This window comes from Oxalicibacterium faecigallinarum (assembly GCF_014635705.1).
In the GTDB taxonomy this organism is placed as follows: Bacteria; Pseudomonadota; Gammaproteobacteria; order Burkholderiales; family Burkholderiaceae_D; genus Oxalicibacterium; species Oxalicibacterium faecigallinarum.
In genome coordinates, this window is sequence record NZ_BMDI01000002.1 from 160,614 (window position 1) to 177,485 (window position 16,872).

The 16,872-nt window shown below is 56.7% G+C and carries 19 protein-coding genes; 1 reads left to right on the plus strand and 18 read right to left on the minus strand.

Annotated features, from left to right (window positions below):
* Positions 1 to 5: 5 nt before the first annotated feature.
* Positions 6 to 1,001, plus strand: a complete 996-nt coding sequence (locus IEV29_RS10765) for an NAD(P)H-dependent glycerol-3-phosphate dehydrogenase (protein WP_188381306.1) — start codon at positions 6 to 8, stop codon at positions 999 to 1,001.
* A gap of 3 nt (positions 1,002 to 1,004) precedes the next feature.
* Here IEV29_RS10765 and IEV29_RS10770 read toward each other — a convergent pair whose 3' ends face one another.
* The 18 genes from IEV29_RS10770 to IEV29_RS10860 all read right to left on the minus strand — a co-directional run bounded on the left by IEV29_RS10770 (position 1,005) and on the right by IEV29_RS10860 (position 16,871).
* The gene (locus IEV29_RS10770) at positions 1,005 to 1,358 is read right to left on the minus strand and encodes a cupin domain-containing protein (RefSeq protein ID WP_188381307.1); all 354 of its coding nucleotides are present in this window, start codon (positions 1,356 to 1,358) and stop codon (positions 1,005 to 1,007) included.
* Between the two features lie 79 nt (positions 1,359 to 1,437).
* The gene (locus IEV29_RS10775; protein ID WP_188381308.1) at positions 1,438 to 1,632 is read right to left on the minus strand and encodes a hypothetical protein; all 195 of its coding nucleotides are present in this window, start codon (positions 1,630 to 1,632) and stop codon (positions 1,438 to 1,440) included.
* Between the two features lie 73 nt (positions 1,633 to 1,705).
* On the minus strand, positions 1,706 to 3,052 hold the full coding sequence (hslU, locus tag IEV29_RS10780; protein ID WP_188381309.1) for an ATP-dependent protease ATPase subunit HslU: 1,347 nt from the start codon (positions 3,050 to 3,052) through the stop codon (positions 1,706 to 1,708).
* Positions 3,053 to 3,085: 33 nt separating this feature from the next.
* Positions 3,086 to 3,622: an ATP-dependent protease subunit HslV gene (hslV, locus tag IEV29_RS10785; RefSeq protein WP_188381310.1), complete on the minus strand. Its 537-nt coding sequence runs from the start codon at positions 3,620 to 3,622 to the stop codon at positions 3,086 to 3,088.
* Between the two features lie 182 nt (positions 3,623 to 3,804).
* A complete protein-coding gene (locus IEV29_RS10790) occupies positions 3,805 to 5,172 on the minus strand; it encodes an STAS domain-containing protein (protein WP_229726353.1) in 1,368 nt (455 codons plus the stop codon).
* Positions 5,173 to 5,339: 167 nt separating this feature from the next.
* The gene (locus IEV29_RS10795; protein WP_188381311.1) at positions 5,340 to 7,367 is read right to left on the minus strand and encodes a TonB-dependent receptor; all 2,028 of its coding nucleotides are present in this window, start codon (positions 7,365 to 7,367) and stop codon (positions 5,340 to 5,342) included.
* Between the two features lie 81 nt (positions 7,368 to 7,448).
* Positions 7,449 to 7,805, minus strand: coding sequence for a hypothetical protein (locus tag IEV29_RS10800; protein ID WP_188381312.1), 357 nt, complete (start codon positions 7,803 to 7,805; stop codon positions 7,449 to 7,451).
* Positions 7,806 to 7,828: 23 nt separating this feature from the next.
* A complete protein-coding gene (locus IEV29_RS10805; RefSeq protein WP_188381313.1) occupies positions 7,829 to 8,329 on the minus strand; it encodes a DUF3299 domain-containing protein in 501 nt (166 codons plus the stop codon).
* A gap of 71 nt (positions 8,330 to 8,400) precedes the next feature.
* A complete protein-coding gene (locus IEV29_RS10810) occupies positions 8,401 to 8,640 on the minus strand; it encodes a hypothetical protein (protein WP_188381314.1) in 240 nt (79 codons plus the stop codon).
* A 19-nt stretch (positions 8,641 to 8,659) separates the two neighbouring features.
* Positions 8,660 to 9,874, minus strand: a complete 1,215-nt coding sequence (locus tag IEV29_RS10815; RefSeq protein WP_188381315.1) for an FtsX-like permease family protein — start codon at positions 9,872 to 9,874, stop codon at positions 8,660 to 8,662.
* Positions 9,874 to 10,539 carry an ABC transporter ATP-binding protein gene (locus IEV29_RS10820; RefSeq protein WP_188381316.1) on the minus strand — a complete coding sequence of 222 codons (666 nt, stop codon included), beginning with the start codon at positions 10,537 to 10,539 and terminating at the stop codon, positions 9,874 to 9,876. Before IEV29_RS10820 ends, IEV29_RS10815 begins: the two co-directional genes overlap by 1 nt.
* An 84-nt stretch (positions 10,540 to 10,623) precedes the next feature.
* Positions 10,624 to 11,481, minus strand: a complete 858-nt coding sequence (dksA, locus tag IEV29_RS16375) for an RNA polymerase-binding protein DksA (RefSeq protein WP_425531682.1) — start codon at positions 11,479 to 11,481, stop codon at positions 10,624 to 10,626.
* 166 nt (positions 11,482 to 11,647) lie between these two features.
* On the minus strand, positions 11,648 to 12,700 hold the full coding sequence (locus IEV29_RS10835) for a CobW family GTP-binding protein (protein ID WP_188381319.1): 1,053 nt from the start codon (positions 12,698 to 12,700) through the stop codon (positions 11,648 to 11,650).
* A gap of 19 nt (positions 12,701 to 12,719) precedes the next feature.
* Positions 12,720 to 13,250, minus strand: coding sequence for a Fur family transcriptional regulator (locus tag IEV29_RS10840; RefSeq protein WP_188381320.1), 531 nt, complete (start codon positions 13,248 to 13,250; stop codon positions 12,720 to 12,722).
* 99 nt (positions 13,251 to 13,349) lie between these two features.
* Positions 13,350 to 14,306 carry a tyrosine recombinase XerC gene (gene xerC / locus IEV29_RS10845; RefSeq protein ID WP_188381321.1) on the minus strand — a complete coding sequence of 319 codons (957 nt, stop codon included), beginning with the start codon at positions 14,304 to 14,306 and terminating at the stop codon, positions 13,350 to 13,352.
* 5 nt (positions 14,307 to 14,311) lie between these two features.
* On the minus strand, positions 14,312 to 14,968 hold the full coding sequence (locus IEV29_RS10850) for a DUF484 family protein (protein WP_188381322.1): 657 nt from the start codon (positions 14,966 to 14,968) through the stop codon (positions 14,312 to 14,314).
* A 116-nt stretch (positions 14,969 to 15,084) separates the two neighbouring features.
* Entirely contained in the window at positions 15,085 to 15,936 is an 852-nt protein-coding gene (gene dapF, locus IEV29_RS10855) for a diaminopimelate epimerase (protein ID WP_188381323.1), read from the minus strand.
* Positions 15,937 to 16,007: 71 nt separating this feature from the next.
* On the minus strand, positions 16,008 to 16,871 hold the full coding sequence (locus IEV29_RS10860; RefSeq protein ID WP_188381324.1) for an LpxL/LpxP family acyltransferase: 864 nt from the start codon (positions 16,869 to 16,871) through the stop codon (positions 16,008 to 16,010).
* Position 16,872 lies beyond the last annotated feature (1 nt).

Here is a 16,872-nt window from a genome sequence, read left to right on the forward strand (position 1 = left end):
CTTTCATGAATATCACCATTCTTGGCGCGGGCGCATGGGGTACCGCGCTGGCGATTTCGCTTGCGTCCTCTCATGCTGTCGTGTTGTGGGGCCGCGAAGCCGACGTCATGCGCGAGGCGCAGGCCAGGCGCGAAAATCCGGCCTACCTCCCCGGATTTGCCTTGCCGGATGGTGTGACCATGACGGCCGACTTCGAGATGGCCGTTCAGCATGTGGGGCAGGATGGTTTGCTGATCATTGCCACGTCCCTGTCGGGGCTGCGACCGATGGCAGCGCGATTGAAGGCCTGTGCGATTCCCAATATCGTCTGGCTGTGCAAAGGCTTTGAAGAAGACACCTATCTGCTGCCGCATCAGATCGTGCGCGAAGTAATGGGCGATGCCATTCCTTCCGGCGCCTTGTCCGGCCCCTCGTTCGCACAGGAAGTGGCGCAAGGTTTGCCGTGCGCGCTGACCATTGCCTCCAGCGACGCGGCGCTGTGCCAGCGGGTTGTGGACGCTTTGCATGGTCGTAGTTTGCGCATCTATTCAACCGACGATCTGGTCGGCGTGGAAGTGGGCGGGGCGGTCAAAAACATTCTGGCGATTGCAACCGGCGTGAGCGACGGACTTGGCCTTGGCCTCAATGCGCGTGCAGCGCTGATGACGCGTGGCTTGGCTGAAATCATGCGGCTCGGTGTTGCGCTTGGCGGGCGTGCAGAAACCTTTACCGGTCTCACTGGCATGGGCGATCTGATTCTGACTTGTACCGGCGACTTGTCACGTAATCGTCGGGTCGGGTTGGGGCTGGCACAAGGCAAGCCTTTGCAGCAAATCGTGTCAGAGCTGGGGCATGTGGCCGAAGGCGTGCGTTGTGCCCAGGCTGTACGCGCCCTGTCGGACAGACTGGGCGTCGACATGCCCATTGCGCATGCCGTGGCTGCCGTGCTGTTTGACGGGGAGTCGCCGCGTGACATTCTTACCCATCTGCTGTCACGCGATCCGCGTGTGGAAAACGGCTGACGCCTAACTGCGCGCAGCGTCCTGCGACTGGCTGGGGAAAAGCAAGGTCAGCAGCACGGAGGCATCTTGCAGCGCGTGCAAAGAATGCGGTTCGCCACCTGCCAGATAAACCAGTTGTCCTGGTTGCATGGTCTGCGACTTGCCGTGCGCGCAAAGTTCGATTTCACCTTCAATACACTGGATCGTCACGGCCCCGGGCACCTTGTGTTCGGGCAAGCCCTTGCCGCGTGGCAGGACCAGACGCATCAGTTCGAGCTGGGATGTTTTGAACAGGGCGTTGGAATGGGCTTCCTCCATACGCGGGCCAAGTGGCAGGATGTCGATCAATTGTCCGGATGTTGCATGTGGTAGCGCCATCATGTTCTCCTCAACGATGTACATGGGTGCCATAACGCGTCGGCATGCCGGTAGCATACACCTGACCGAGAGGGCGACGTCAATCGTCTTTGCTATTTTGCAGCAGCAGATCCAGCAATTGTTTCTTGCCAGGTCGTTGTGACAGCTTTGCGGGTTGATGCGGCCCTGCCGCCCGTTGTTTGGCGGCAAGCGCAAACGGATTGCGTGGTGCCTTTTGTGAAGGCTCCTGTCGGATCGTCATTCTCTGACGTTTTGCGAGTGCCTTGTTTGCCATGTGATCAGGCGTGTGCTTCTGTCAGAAACACGCGCCTTCCTTGTGACGGTTGCCGTACGAAATGCGATAAGAACTACAGTACGTAGCGCGACAAATCCTCGTCGACGGCCAGGGCGCCGAGACGTTCATCCACATAATTGGCGGTGATGCGCAGTTCCTTCTCACTCCCTTCGCTGGCGGAGAACGAAATCTCTTCCAGCAATTTTTCCATGACGGTGTACAGACGGCGCGCGCCAATGTTTTCCGTCTTCTCGTTGACGGAGTAGGCGATCTCGGCCATGCGCTGAATGCCTTCTTTTTCAAACACGAGTTGAATCCCTTCGGTATTCAGCAAGGCTTCATACTGGCGTGTCAGACAGGCGTCCGTGCTGGTCAGAATGCGCTCAAAATCGGCAATCGACAGTGACTCCAGTTCGACACGAATCGGAAAGCGACCTTGCAGCTCCGGGATCAGATCCGATGGCTTGGACAAATGGAAAGCGCCCGATGCGATGAACAGGATGTGATCGGTCTTGATCATGCCGTACTTGGTATTGACCGTCGTGCCCTCTACCAGCGGTAACAGATCGCGCTGCACACCGGCACGCGAGACATCGCCGCCACCGTGTTCCGAACGCGTGGCGATCTTGTCGATTTCATCCAGAAACACGATGCCGTTCTGCTCGACGTTGGCGATCGCCTTTTGCTTGAGTTCATCTTCGTTGACGAGCTTGGCAGCTTCCTCGTCGATCAGCAGCTTCATCGCCTCTTTGATCTTGACCTTGCGCGGTTTCTTGCGATTGCCGCTAACGCCCGAAAACATGCTCTTGATCTGTTCGGTCATTTCTTCCATGCCGGGAGGCGCCATGATTTCCATCGTCGGGCCGGCTTCGGCCACTTCGATTTCAATTTCTGTGTCGTCCATGCTGCCTTCGCGCAAACGCTTGCGGAAGGTCTGGCGCGTGCTGTTGCCATTCTTTTCGTCGGCCGCAGCATTGTTCTGTCCGTTGGTAAAACCAAAATCGCGTGCGGGCGGTACCAGAATGTCAATGATGCGGTCTTCTGCCGCGTCTTCTGCGCGTGCGCGTACCTTGCGGGTTTCTACCTCGCGGGTTTGTTTGATGCCGATATCGACCAGATCACGAATGATAGTGTCGACATCGCGACCGACGTAGCCGACCTCGGTGAACTTGGTCGCTTCGATCTTGATGAAGGGCGCGTCGGCAAGTTTGGCGAGGCGCCGTGCGATTTCGGTTTTGCCGACACCTGTCGGGCCGATCATCAGGATGTTTTTAGGGGTGATCTCATGACGCAGCGGCTCTGCCACTTGCTGCCGGCGCCAGCGGTTGCGCAGGGCGATGGCAACGGCACGCTTGGCCTTGCCCTGGCCGACGACGTGCTTGTCGAGTTCGGAAACGATTTCCTGTGGAGTCATGTTCATGGCGTATGTTTGTCTTGGTTGAAATCGCCGCGCTCAGTCGAGCGTTTCGATGATGTGCGAAAGATTGGTATAGATGCAGAGTTCGCCGGCGATGGTCAGCGATTTCTTGACGACTTCCGCAGGCGACAGATCGGTATTCTCTTGCAGCGCCTTGGCGGCCGATTGCGCGTAGGTGCCGCCGGAGCCTATGGCACCAATCCCGTCGTTCGGTTCCAGCACGTCGCCGTTGCCGGTAATGACCAGTGTGGTCTCGCGATCGGCGACAAGGAGCATGGCTTCCAGCCGGCGCAACATGCGATCAGTGCGCCAGTCCTTGGCGAGTTCGACCGAGGCGCGCATCAGATTGCCCTGATGTTTTTCCAGTTTGGCCTCAAAGCGTTCCAGCAAGGTAAACGCGTCGGCGGTGCCGCCGGCAAAGCCGACCAGTACCTTGCCGTTGTAGACCTTGCGTACCTTGCGTGCGGTGCCCTTCATGACGATGTTGCCGAGCGTGACCTGACCATCGCCACCAAGTGCGACGCTGTTTCCGCGCCGAACGGACAGGATGGTAGTGCCGTGAAATTGTTCCATGCGTGTCTCTGTAATCAGTTTGTGAATTGGAGTGGCGGATCGTTGGACGATCCGCCCGAGTGCATCACTTTGAGGTGACGACGTGATTTTTCTGAGCAAGTGGGGACAAGGCGCCGAAATGCAAGATCAGAATCGGCAAGATCGAAGCCGTCGTGCGATGATCCGATAAAACGTGGGGTTTGTCAGGTCTTGCGTGGCAGGATGCGGATGACTTCGTGAAATCCCATGACGTGACAGAGTGCCGCCACGAAATGATTGGCGTTGTGGAGTTCGATGATTTTTCCGCCTGCGATCACAGGCATGAGACCGCCGAATAACTGGCTGGCCGCAGAAAAATCCATGCGCACCAGCTGGGTGCAATCGAGGATGGCTGGCTGATGGATTTCCGCAAAAGCAATGATCTGTGGCAACAGGGAGTCGGTTTTGTTGCCGACGATGGCTGGCATCATGAAACGCGTTGTTGCTTCATCATCGTGCAGCATATCGACTGATGCGTCGGTTTCCTCGAGGACCGCATCGCGTGGTGCGGTAAAGGCCGGTGGTGAGACTTCAAACGTGATGCAGTAATCGATGCTGGTTTCCTCGAAGTCTGCTTCACGATTGAGCAGGCGCAGCAGTTCAAGCAGCAATAACCAGGGTGCCTCGGTTTCATCGCGTCGTCCGACAGCGAGGATCGCCCGGATTTTTTCCGTTAGTTCCTCCGCGCCCAGCAGCGCCAGTCGGTGTCCGGATTTTTGCAGGCGCATCAGGATGTTGAACAACAGGCCACAGCCCACCGGATCGACGTCGGTGACTCGGGTAAAGTCGAGGCGCAGGGTTTCGCTCATGCCGGACAGATTTTGCAATCGTTCGATCTGCTTGACGATGCTGCTGTCGAGTTTGTCTGTGAAGGCAACGCTTGGTGGCAGCCCTTTGCGTAATGGCAGGTTGTTTTGCTCGATGTTTTGTTCGCGATCAAGCCATGCGGGAGGCGAGCGTTCAAAGCGGCTGGCATATTCGATGGCCAGATTTTCGAACTTGTCGCGTTCACCGGTGATCTGGTATAGATCGAACAGCATGCCCCAAACGGCCAGTGGCATGCTGCCCAGCATGTCGTCTTCGATGGCATGCCGCAAAATCGGCTCGATCATGTCGGTCTGCCCGTTGGCGAACAGGATGGCTGCTTCTTCGACGACAGGGGCGGCTTCCGACAAGGCAATCGGGCCGGGTTTCGTTTCGCTGCTCATCAGCAGCGCGGTAGTCGAGCCTTGTGTCAGGGTTGCCTGATCCAGTGCGGTTGTGCGTGCAGCGGAAATGGGTGGTGTCAGCGGTCTGCTGGCAGGATTGGTGTTGCCGAACAGCTGATCGGGCGAAAGTGGCAGAGTGTTGCCGCTGAATGGCAAAGGTTGCACGAATTCGGACGACATTTCCGATTCGATGGCGTCGATCTTGTCGGCAGTGACGCGCGATGGCTTGCGCACGACAGGTGCTTCGCTACGCGACGCGGCTCCGGCGGTCTTGCGAACCGGAGCCTTGTTGTCCTTTTTGCGGAATAACGAAAAAATTCCCACGTGTTTCCTGATCAGCGATGGCACCGTTCGCAGTGGGCAACGGGCCAGAATGATTGCTGACCTGCAGCAAAATACAGGCCAGCCCTTTAACTGCTAAAAGGTAACACAAAGACGTGACAGGAATTAAACACGCGTGTCGGGAATTTCCCAAATTTTGTGAACAAGCATTAGAAGCGTGTACGCATACCGACAATCAGATTGCGGCCGGATTGGGGGGCGACCTCACTCAGCACGGATGTTGACAGACGAATATCTTCATCCAGCAGGTTTTTCACCATTGCAAACCAGGTGATCGGCATGCTGTTCGTGCGTTGCGTGTAGGACAGGCTGGCGTCAACCTTGGTGTAAGACGGCGTTGCAAAGTCCTCGAAGCTGGCCCGACGACGCTGCTTGTCTGCATGCAGGACGCTTACGCCGGATTGCCAGTTGCCCTGGCGATAGCTGACTTCGCCGCCGTAACGCGTGACGGGTTGCAAGGGCAGGTTTCCAAGTCCGTCCGTCAGCTTGCCGCGCGAGGTGTCGGCAAACGCGCGCAGGCCAATGCCTTCGCCAAAGCGGTTGTAGCTGACTTCGACTTCCGCGCCACGAATACGCGCATCGTTTTGCGACCAAGTGCGTTCTCTATATTCACCTCCGATTGGATCCGGATCGCCATGATCGTCGACCAGTCCGCCCATTTCGCCATAAACGTAATTCTTGACGCTGTTGTGAAAGACGTTGGCTTTCCAGCGGAACAGTCCTTCGGTCTTTTGCAGACTGAGCTCGATATTACGCGAGGTTTCCTTGCGCAGATTGGCATCGCCGATATCAAACGTGGCGGTCGCTTCGTGCGCACCATCGGAATACAGTTCTTCTACCGAAGGTGCACGTTGCGCGATCGATCCGGTCAGGCCAAGACCATAGCCCGGTGTGAAGGTCCACAGGCCACCAACCGAGTACGAGCCCAGCGTAAAGTCGCGATTCGTGTTGCCGGACGCTGCATCCGGCTTGCGTTTGATCGATTCGACACGCGCTCCTGCACTGGCACGTACCGGGCCAAAATCCTTTTGCTCTACCAGAAAGGCAGCGATCGATTCTGTCTTGGTCAGCGGAACCGTGGCATGGCTGTGACCATGGCCGTGATCATCGGCAGGCAACGCAGAGAACTCCGAATTCTCGGTTTGCAGACCGAATGTGCCGTGCCAGCCGGCGAATGGTTTGTGGGTCAGTTCGAGTCTTGATTCCAGCGCGCGATTCTTGAAGGTCACGGCGGTATCGCCATCTTCGTGATGCTCGGCGTGCTCGTAATCGGTATTGCCGATTTTGAAGCGCAAGGATTCGAAATTGGCAAACGGCTCCTTGATCAGGCCATCGATGTCGAAACGTGTCTGCTTGAGTTTGATGTAGGAACGTTCTTCGGTAGGAATGCCATAGCGATCGTCATTGACACCGACCGATGCACCGATGTGTCCCCAATTCTGGATGTAGCTGCCGCCAAAGCCAAGGCTGCCGGCACGTGTAAACGAGTTCGGCAAGGTGCCGGATCCGCTGGAAGCATCGCCCAAGACGACATTGCCCGGAATCCTGTAATCGTCGGCATCGCGGAAGTTGCCATCCAGATGCAGGCCGATGTTGCCGGTGGAGCCATCGACCGAGGTCGATACCTGTTTGCCATGATCGACGCTGCTGTAACGCACTTCGGCTTCGCCGGTCGGTTTGCCAACCAGCGTGGTCGGAATGCGGTCGTTGACAATGTTGACCACACCGCCGATCGCGCCCGAACCATACAGCAAGGCAGCCGGGCCGCGCAGGATCTCGATCTGGCGAGCCGTGGCTCCTTCACCGGCAACCGCATGATCGTTGGAGAACGTGGAGGCATCCAGTACCGACATGCCGTTTTGCAGAATCTTGACGCGTGGGCCTTCCATGCCGCGAATGATCGGGCGGGATGCACCCGGGCCGAATGACGAGGCAGAAACACCGAGTTCTTGCGATAGCGTGTCGCCGAGGGTATTGCCGAGTTTGTTGCGCAGCTCATCGCCGCGCAGGACGGTGGCTGGTGCCAGAATCTGGTTTTCGACACCATCATTGAAAGGTGTGGCGGTAACCGTTACGGCAGGCAGGGTCTGGCTTGTTTGCTGTGAAAGAACAGGGGCAGACATGGTGGCAAGCGCGGACAATACGGCGCTCGCCAGCAGGGTACGTTGGGCAATCATGGAGAATCCTCGAATAACAATGACAAAGTGCGGCAGCGACCGCTCGATCAAACGAGGCGGTGTGCGCAATACGGCGGTAAGTCAGTTGCGTCGAGCGGGTGGGGCGCGAGAAGAAAAATGGCAGAGCAGGGGGGCATCCCATGAGGCGAACGCGTGCCACAAGGCGAGAACGCGTGCGCCGGGAAGCAGCGGCAGGCTGACCGGCAAGAGGGGTGTTGCATCCGCCAGAGAAATGCCATCGAACAGGATGCACGAGTGGGTTGCTTCCGGTTGATGATTGTCTTCAGCCTCGATTGTTTGCAGAACGTGTGGTGAAATCAGTCCCGCATGTTCGATGCGATGGTGCAGCCCAGCCCATTGGGCACAAAGCAGTGCCAACACCAGCAATGCGATCAGGCATGCCGGTGTGTGTGCAATGGATGGGCGAGCGTGAAACATGGGCAAATGTAGAGGTAAGTCAGTTATTTGCTGATTGCCGCATTGTTCATGCGGTAATACAGACCCATGGGATCATCCTGCAGGATTTCCATGGTGCCCGAAATAACGACCGGTTCAAACGTGTATTTGACGGGCGTCTTGGCGTTCACCTCCACCACGCCTTCCGGACCTGCTGGCAAACAGTAGCTGCAGGATTGCGGATAAATGGACAGCAGAAAGTGCTTTTGTTTTTCGCCTGGTTCAAGCGGCATCATGAATCCCTGCACCTTGATTTCCCGTTTGTCGAGGGCAACCACCTCTTTGGCAAAGGCGGGAAGAATCTGATTCTTCACCTTCTTTTGCTTCACCATGGCGAGCGTGTTCCACGACGTGACACCCGGTATTTCCTTGAGGACCGGCATCTGGGGCGGCGGCGTCGTGGTATTCGCATGTTGTTCCGCAGAAGATTGTGCGAGGGCGACATGGGTTGCACTGTACGACAACAGCGCGCACACGATCAGGCTAAAGCGGCGAGGCAGGGACATGACAAACTCCAGCGTGATAATCAGGGTTGCATTCTAGTGAATGAATGGACGGAATCGATGAACGTCAGGCATTAGTGCGCATGGCGCATGCCGCAGCGCTTGCCGAGCGCCAGACCTTTGCATGCTGCAGTCAGTTCTGCATGACATGTTTTTTCATCCTTGCCGCTACGCAGGCATTGCGCTGCAGCGGCATGGGCTTCTGCCATGGCTTGATGTTGTGCAATGGTTTCCCTGGCGTGATCCGACTTGGGTTCATGTGCGGCAACAGGCAGGGCGCAGGCAACGAGCAGGGCGAACAGTAATTTTTTCATGATGCGTTCAATCTGTTGATCAATGTGCGAGTGTGGTCGCGATATCGGTGCGGTAGGCGCGCATCGCGGGAATCAGTGCGGCGGCGATACCAATCACGATAGCGAGTGGCAGTAACCAGATCTCGTCCGCCGCGATAAACCAGGCGGACAGAACGATATTGTGTTCGCTCGCCATCATCTGCGCGAGCAGGCCGACGGTTGCATGACCAAGAAGCCAGCCCAGCGCGGCACCGAGCAATGCGAGCAACAAGCCTTCTGTGAGCAGCAGGCGCAAGAGTTTCGCGGGTGAAGCGCCGAGTGTGCGCAGGATGGCAAGGTCCGTACGGCGCTCTTCCAATGCATGGTAGAGCGCAACGAACATGGCCAGCGTTGCCGCCAGCAGAACGATGGCGGCAATACCGCGCAGGACATCGATACCAACCCCCATCAGGCGGAACAGCTTGGCCGATTCGAACGCAGGTTGTGCGGCCTGCAATTGTGGCTGACTGTTGATAAAGCGTGGCATGGTGACGGCGGCCAGTGGCGAACTGTACTGGACCAGCAGCGCCGTCAGTTCCCTGTGTTGTTCCATGACTTCTCGTTCTTCGGGATCATCGGGATTCAGACCATCGATTTTTTCGTGCACTTTCCAGACAGACTCTACCGGCGTAATGATCAGACGATCAAGTACGGTCCCGGTGGGTTGCAGAATGCCGACGACTTCAAATGCGGCTTCTTCATGCGCGTATCCACCATCGGCAAGACCGTGTGAGCCAAAAAAATGATTGCCGATGGCAGCTTTGGTCCGTTGGGCGACGAGTGCGCCCATGACAGCGTGCATGCTGTGCGTCGGCAGGTTGCCTTGCGCGAGTTGACCTTTGTAATGCCGGATGTAGTCGTCATTGGTGCCAACGATACGAAAGCCACGATAACTGTCACCCAGCGCCAGCGGAATCGCTGTCTTCACCATGCGATTCTGTTTGAGTTGCGTTTCGGTTGCCAGTGGAATGTTGCCGGTGGGTGCATCGATCTGATAAATCGAGGACAGGATCAGTTGCAGCGGCGAGCCTTTCGCGCCCACCACCAGATCAATCCCCTCTGCATCGCGCAGTGCCCGATCAGTGAGCTGGGACGATGCGGACAGAATGAAGGTCATCATCGCAATACCGATGGCCATCAAGAACAGATTGAGTACCGTTGCGAGCGGGCGATGCCACAGTGATTTCAGTGCAAGGGAGAACGCATTCAATTGCATCAGAGCCCCTGCGTCGAAAACGGTGCTGCCAGACGCAGGGTCTTGGCGTCCGGCATGGCGTGCAGCACACGTGCATCATGCGTGGAGATGATCAGGGAACTGCCATTTTCCTCGGCTTGAGTACGCAACAGGGTAATCGCGTCATGTGCGGCGATGTCGTCCAGGCTGGCTGTTGGCTCGTCGGCCAACAACAGCAATGGTCGCTGGAAAAGCGCACGGGCGAGGGCAACACGTTGTCGTTGGCCGTGGCTTAGCTGATGTGGCTTCGCGTGCACGCGGTCTTGCATGCCCAGTTTGCCGAGCAGGGCGTCTGCCCGTGCCGTGTCATGCTTGTGATTGCCGGCATAGGCTGCAACCAGAATGTTTTCACGTACCGTCAGGCTGGGAATGAGCGCCAGTTTTTGTGGCAGGAAGCCGATGGTCCGGCTGCGCCACTGATCTGCAGATGAGGCAGAGAGTTGGGTAAGGTCGGTGCCGCCAATCGAAAGGCGTCCGCCTTGTGGCGTCAGAATGCCGGCCAGCAGGTGCAGCAGCGTGGATTTGCCGCTGCCGGAGGGGCCGGCCAATACTGCGTGCTGCCCTTTTTCGAGGGCGAACTCAGGTACGGCCAGTTGTGGATGGGATGCGTCATCATAACGATGCACAAGGTTCTCGATTTGCAACATGGTTGCATTCTACAAAAAAACAAAGCGCACGGAAAGAGCCGTGCGCTTTTGTCTGATCCGACCAAGTCGAACGTGAGTACGAACTCAGTCGCCGTACAACTTCTGCTTGAGTTCGCGGCGTTGTTGCGCTTCGAGTGACAGGGTTGCCGTTGGGCGAGCCAGCAGACGCGGCACACCAATCGGTTCGCCGGTTTCTTCACACCAGCCATAGTCACCGGCATCGATGGCGACAATTGACTGCTGCACCTTTTTCAACAGTTTGCGTTCGCGGTCGCGGGTACGCAATTCAAGCGCATGTTCTTCCTCAATGGTGGCGCGATCAGCCGGATCGGGAACCAGAACGGTTTCACGCAGATGTTCGGTGGTTTCGTCGGCATTCTTGAGCAACTCTTTTTCGAGTTGCTGCAGACGATCCTTGAAGAAGGCGAGCTGCGCCTCGTTCATGTAATCCTTTTCACCCATTTTCAGAATCTGTTCTTCTGTCAACAGGGCGCCAGGGGCGGTCGTTTGTGCTTTTGATGTTTTAGTTGCCACTTCGCTTGCCTTTGAAACTACGGATGGTTCAATTTTATCCACGATTGGAGCAGCGGGTTGCGCCGCTTTTTTTGCTCCGGATCGGGACGCGGTTTTTGTTGTTGCAGTGAGCGCTGGTTTGGACGCCGTGACTGCGGTTTTGGTTGCCGAACTTGTTGCCGTTTTAGCGGTTTTTTTAGCGGGCGTTTTCGCTGCGCCGGCGGCCTTGGTCGTCTTGGCTGCACTGGCGCGCGTTGCAACAGGTGCCTTGCTCTTCGCGGGGGATTTTACCGCACTCTTGGCGACCGCCTTTTTTGCCGCCGCAGCAACTGTCTTGCTGGCTGGTTTGATCGATTTGGACAATGCCTTGACAACGCTGCCGGCCAGTGACTTGGCAGTGCTTTTGACAGCAGATTTGGCTGTTGTCAGCTTCGTCTTGCTGGTCGCGATCGGTTTGGGAGCAGCTTTTTTTGTGCTTTTCGCAGCTTTTGTGACGGTTGCGTTCATAGTCCCCTGTCCTTGATGAACCTTACCACGCTCAAACGACGACAGCCTCGCGTCTTGCGGCCTGCCGCACGAAATCAACCACGCTAGTTTATACCAGACATTGTTTCAAACCGAGAATAAAAGTTTCCTTCGGGAGATTTTGTCCGATGAAAACCATTTTGCTGCCTTTTGGCTCGTTTTCACCCCATTTGGCGCCAATGTCGGTCCCCATGATCTGGTGTACACCCTGAAAAATGACTTTTCGGTCGGCGCCATCCATCCACAGTACGCCTTTGTAACGTAGCATGCGCGGCCCATAGACTTGCACGATGATGCCCAGATACTCGTCCAGTTTTTCAGCCTGAAACGGACGATCTGCCTGAAAGACAAAGGCTGTGATGCTATCGCTGTGGTGCCCCTGATGGTGATTGTGGTCATGGTGGTGATGCTCGTGACCACAATCTGCGCCGCATGCATGATCATCGTGGTCATGTGCATGGTCGTCTGCCAACAGGAAATCCTGATCGAGTTCGAGCTTGTCGTTCAGGTTGAAGCCGCGCAGATCAAGGACTTCTGCAATCGCAACCTTGCCGAAATCGCTGGTAACGATCGGTGCGCGCGGGTTGATGTGGCGTAACCGTGCCGTCAATCTTTCGAGCGCGGCGCCATCGACCAGATCGGTTTTGGAAAGCAGCAGTTTGTCGGCGAACCCGACCTGACGCTGTGCCTCTTCGTAGGTATCCAGCTGATGCATGGCGTGGCGTGCATCAACGACCGTGACAACCGCATCGACCAGATAGTCGGCGGCGACTTCTTCATCGATAAAGAAGGTTTGTGCAACCGGTCCCGGATTGGCAAGGCCGGTGGTTTCAATGACGACGTGATCGAACTGCAGCTCGCCAGCGGCGCGACGGCGTGCCAGATCGGTCAGTCCCATGATCAGATCGCCGCGCACGGTGCAGCAAATGCAGCCGTTGTTCATTTCGATGATCTGTTCGCGACTCTCCTGTACGAGTATTTCATTGTCGATGTTTTCTTCGCCAAACTCGTTTTCAATCACCGCAATCTTGAAACCATGTGGTTCGTGCAGGATGCGATTGAGCAGCGTGGTTTTGCCGGCGCCAAGAAAGCCGGTAAGAATGGTAGCGGGAATCAGGGCCATGTATCGCTTTCAATGACAGTTACTTGGCTTGCAGAGCGCATTCCGCGCACCAGCCTTTGATGGTAAGTTCCACTTCGTGACTCTGGAAACCTTTGCCCAATGTACTTTGCAGGATTTTTTGCAATTGCTGGCGCAAGGTCAGGCTGGAATTGCCCTGTTTGCTATCCATATCAGTGTTGAATAGTTTTTCATCCACATTGTCGATGCAGAAAACCTTTGCACAGCGTGTGCATTTGAAATGTCCATGTTGGTGATGATGGGCATGACCGTGACCGGCTTCCGTTTCTTCCACGCCCGCGTTGTAGCGGAAGACGCGATCGTCGCCGGAAATCTTATGTGCCAGCCCCGCATCGGTTAAGCCATCCAGGGCGCGATACAGGGTGACGCGATCCATATCGACCAGTTTGTCCTGCACATCCTGATGCGACAGTGCGTGGCGTGCGCCGAGCAGGGTGGCTAGTACCCTGATGCGTGCATCGGTCGTGCGTAGCGATGAGCTACGGAGTTGTTCTTCAGCAAGCGACTGAAAATCGGGAGCATTCTTTTTCATGGTGATACTTCGGGAGGCAACAGCACGATTATGCCGTATATGCAATTGAGTTGCATGTGATTGTTGGCGATGACATCAAGGAGGCTGCGATGAAGGCGTTTATTTGCCTGATTTTTTCTTCGCGCGCGGATGGGCGGCATCGTAGACCTGCGCCAGACGCTGAAAATCCAGTGAAGTATAAATCTGCGTGGCAGAAATTGACGCGTGGCCGAGCATTTCCTGTACCGCACGCAGATCGCCCGATGACTGCAATACATGAGACGCGAAGGAATGGCGGAGGACGTGCGGGTGTACATTGGTCGGCAGACCGATGGTTTGTCCGTGTGATTTCAGCCGCAACTGCAAGACCCGGGCGGAGATCCGTGCGCCGCGCTCATTGAGAAACAGCGGGTATGGATCCAGTTTGATCAGTGTGGCGCGTACACCCAGCCAGTCGTGCAAGGCGGTGACCGCTGCTTGTCCTATCGGTACGCTGCGCATTTTGCTGCCTTTGCCGGTAACCGTCACTTCCTGTGCATCAAGATCGATCCAGCCTTGCGAAACGTAACGCTCTTCCTTCACATAATGCAGATCCAGTCCGACCAGTTCGGAAACGCGCAGGCCGCTCGAATACAACAATTCAAACATCGCGTGATTGCACTTTTGCATGGCTGACTGCGTACTTGTTACGCCCTCGTGGGCAACCAGCCGCACGGCATCATCTGCGGAGAGTGCTTTGGGGAGCGTCTTGTTACGCTTGGGTGCCTTGATGCCCGCGACAGGATTGGCAGCGATCGCATGCTGTTCTGCCAGCCAGTCGAAAAAACCGCGCCATGCGGAAAGCTTGCGGGCGATCGAGCGTGCATTCAATCCCTGACTATGCAATTGCGCAGTCAATTTGCGAATCTGGAAGTGATCGACTTCGGTCAGGACGGCGTGCGGCTTCGGTTGCGTTACCAACGTAGCCAGTTCAAGCAGATCGCGGCGATACGCGTTGCGCGTCAGTGCGGCAAGTTGCCGCTGTCCCGCCAGATAGTCGAGGTAGTCGTCTATCCAGGCAAGGTTGGCGGCAGACATGAGGTTTAGTCGAGCAGACTGGTCAGCGCAGCACTGGCAGTTTTGCCAATGTTGTCGAGGAAGTCGGTTGCCATGTCGGCGGTGAATCGTGCCGCATCAGGGGAGCCGAGCACCAGCAGGCCGAATGCCTTGCCACTGTCTTCCTGACGCAGAGGGATCAGTGCAACCGATTGAATGGCCGGTGCTTCTTCAAACCAGGTGGTGGCTTCGAAGTCGTTGTTGGCACCGCAAAACGGTACCGTCATGCCGCTGGCAAACAGGCGCGAATCGTCGGAGACCGGCGCGGCAAACCAAGCATGCGAGAACGCTTCGGCAACACCCCACAGCCGCAAGGTGACATGCGGGACATCGAAGGTGCGCTGCAGGCCACTGGTCAGCGTGTGCGGCAGATCGACATCATTGCGCGCAACAAGCAAGTCGCGTGTCCACACCTGAAATTTCTGGGAAATCTGGTCGTTCTCTTGTCCGATACGCATCAGTTCTGCCAGACGCAGTTCCATGACCTTGAATTTCTCGCGCATGACGTCCATCTGGCGCTCTTGCAGAGAAAGGGTGCGTGCGCCAAGTGCGCTGGACAGGCGAACCTGTGCCAATACTTCGGCATGTTCTTCAAAGAACTGGGGATTGTTCAACAGATAGTCGGCAACGGCTTGAGAATCCATGGAGCGTTTTTTCCTGAGAATGTGTGGTGCGCCGGTCGAATGCCGACAAAGTGTGCGGGGATTTTAACCGACAACCATCGTCATGCGGCAACAGCCGGTCAGGCATGACGATACCCTTACAGCGTGATCTCACCTTCGAAGACTGTGACGGCGGGGCCGGTCATCATGACCGGCTGATTGTCGCCAGCCCATGCAATTGACAGGTCGCCGCCGCGTGTATGCACCTTGACCGGCGATGACAGCATGCCACGACGGATACCCGAAACCACGGCAGCGCACGCGCCGGTACCGCATGCGAGTGTCTCACCGGCGCCGCGTTCGAATACGCGCAGCTTGATTTCATGCGGATTGATGACCTGCATGAAGCCGGCGTTGACGCGACGTGGGAAACGCGGATGGCGTTCGATCAAGGTGCCGTGCTCTTGTACGGGGGCTTTGTCGACATCGTTGACGATCTGCACGGCATGCGGATTGCCCATGGAAACGGCGCCAACCCAGCAGGTGCCACCAGGCAGTTCGAGTGGCCAGAGTGTCTCGTCGCCTTCGACCTTGCCCAACAAGCCTTCGTTGTTGAAGGGCACTTGTGCCGGATCGAGAATGGGGGCGCCCATGTCGACCGTGATGCCACCATCTGCTTCAAGGCGTGGTTCGATGATGCCGCTCATGGTCTGCACACGGATTGCCTGCTTGTCGGTCAGACCCTTCTCGGTCACAAAGCGGACGAAGGCACGTGCGCCGTTGCCGCATTGTTCGACTTCGCCGCCATCGGCGTTATAGATACGGTAGCGGAAATCGACGTCGTCGCTTTGCGGTTTTTCAACCACCAGAATCTGGTCGGCGCCGATACCGAAACGACGATCGGCGACAAAACGCCATTGTTCCGGTGTCAGGTGAATGTCTTGGTTGATGGCATCGACGACGACAAAATCATTGCCGGCACCGTGCATTTTGGTGAACTTGAGTTTCATAGAATGATTATAGTGATCGGTGATCAAGACGTCAGGGGAAAGGTCATCCTGATCGCGCTGGTGTGTGGCGATCAGTACACGCCGGGTTCGCCTGGCGGACGTGTTTTGAAGCGCTTATGCGTCCAGAAATACTCGGCTGGCACCTCGCGAGAGCGCGCTTCGATGAAGCGGTTCATGCGACGTGTTGCCTCGATCAGATCATCGCCCGGGTAATCTTCCCATGCCGGATAAAAGCGCACGACCCAGCCGGCGTAATGGGGTCGATAGGTCGCAATGACGGGAATGACCTGCGCGCCCGTTGCCGCAGCAATACGGGCCGGCGCAGTCAGTGTTGCGGCCGTCGTATGAAAAAAGGGGACGAAGGCGGCATCCCTGGCGCCAAAATCCATATCAGGCAGCATGAAGAAGGGCAGACCTTCGCGCATGGCACGAATGATGGGCTTGACGCCTTCTTCCCGTGAAAAGAGTTTGACCGGACGGAAGCGGGAGCGGCCTTTGCGCAGCACTTTGTCGAAAGCATCGTTGAGTTGCTTGGTATAAATCGAACAGAGCGACGATTCGAGCATGACGGCCACGCCAGCCACATCCAGCCCGACGAAATGCGGGCACAGCAAAATGGTCGGCTTGGCAGCGATTTGTTCGACTGGCACGCCAGGCTCGATGCGGATCAGCCGACGCAGTCGCGCTTCGGATGCCCACCAGAGAATACCGCGTTCCAGTACGCTGCGCGCATACGCCTGAAAATGCTGTTTCGCGACGGCTTCACGTTCCGCTTCGCTCCACTCCGGGAAGCATAAGCGCAGGTTGGTGAGGGTGATGTGGCGGCGTTTTTTCTTATAGGCATACAAAAAGCGGCCAATCGCTTCACCCAAACGGCCGATCACGCACAAGGGCAGCCAGTGCAATAGCCACAGAAACGCCAGTGCAATACGCATC